Below are 1,390 nucleotides of genomic sequence, written 5' to 3' on the forward strand. Positions count from 1 at the left end.
AAATATAAAGATAAATGACAGAAATCATGAACCAACATTAAAAAAGCTTATGAAGCTATACGAGACAGTATCAGTTTCGAGAAGGCGCATGATAAGCTAACATTTGATAAGACACAGCAAGTCGTAATCATGTTCACTGATGGTATTGCCAATATGGGAGGAAATCCCACAAATGTGGTTAATGAAATCAGGCAAACAGTTATCAATAATGATGAAAAACGGGATAAATATCTTGATCTGTATGCATTTGGAGTGGGTGACGATGTTGAGAAAGGCAAAATTGATGAGTGGGTGACAAAAAGAGACAACCACGACAAGTATTTTTTCATACTAAAAGACATGAAGGCCGTTGGAGAAACATTAGATGAAATGATTGATGAGAGCACTAGTATAACTCTGTGTGGACTCTACAAAGACTACTATGACCCTGATCTTAGATCAACCTATCGTTACACATACCCCTGGCTGATAAAGATTTCAATAACTCATGAGCATGGCACAGCAAACTGTATAGGATCACTGGTCACTCCCAGGTTTATTCTAACTGCTGCCCACTGCTTCAGGTTTGATGATAGTCCTGACAAAATTCTACTGGCAGCACCTGATTATAGAGATGTCGGAAAATTAGAGGTGGAGAGGTTCCTTCTTCATCCCGACTACAACATCGCAAAGAAAGCAGCAGAGAATATAACGGAGTTTTATGAATATGATGTGGCGCTCATCCAGTTAAAGAAAAGTGTGCAAGTCAGTCCAGACATCAGACCTATCTGTATTCCTTGCACTCAGGAGACGAATGGGGCTCTACAACTGTCTGCTAGTGAAGCAACATGTGCAAAACATAGGGAAGTGCTGTTGAACAGTGATCTGGTGAAAGCACATTTCATAACACATCATTTAGAAAAGAGAGGACAAAAACCAAAACAAGATGTCCAAATCAGACAGAAGCATCAGAGAGATGAATGTTTTAACCAGGCTGAAAAGATATTAAAAATCGACCAAGATAAATCAAAGAAGATGATTACAGATAATTTTTTATGCACTGGTGGAGCTTCACAAAGCTACATAGATGACGTTACTTGCAGCGGTGACTCTGGCGGAGCTACATTTGTGGAAAGAAACCGTTTGATCCAGGTTGGAGTCATCAGCTGGGGTCTGGAGGACACATGTGTTACCGGTGGGGAACGTATAGATACCAGAGACTTCCATGTAGACCTTTTCGATCCAAAAGTGCGAGACTTCTTTAAAGTCTATCTGGGCGATGAGGACATAGATACACCTCTACACTTTTTATAAAGATTCAGTGGATGACTATTTACATTTTCTGTAAACATTTAATGAGCTACCTGTTCCTTCTCCTATATCTAATTAATGTCATTACTGATCAATGTGC

At 39.6% G+C, this 1,390-nt stretch carries 1 protein-coding gene; it reads left to right on the forward strand.

Annotation, left to right across the window (positions count from 1 at the left end):
- Positions 1 to 36: 36 nt before the first annotated feature.
- Positions 37 to 1,293, forward strand: coding sequence for a trypsin-like serine protease (locus GFJ41_RS20865; protein WP_500048753.1), 1,257 nt, complete (start codon positions 37 to 39; stop codon positions 1,291 to 1,293).
- The last annotated feature ends 97 nt before the right edge of the window (positions 1,294 to 1,390 follow it).

It is taken from the genome of Paraclostridium dentum, assembly GCF_012922555.1.
Classification (GTDB): domain Bacteria; phylum Bacillota; class Clostridia; order Peptostreptococcales; family Peptostreptococcaceae; genus Paraclostridium; species Paraclostridium dentum.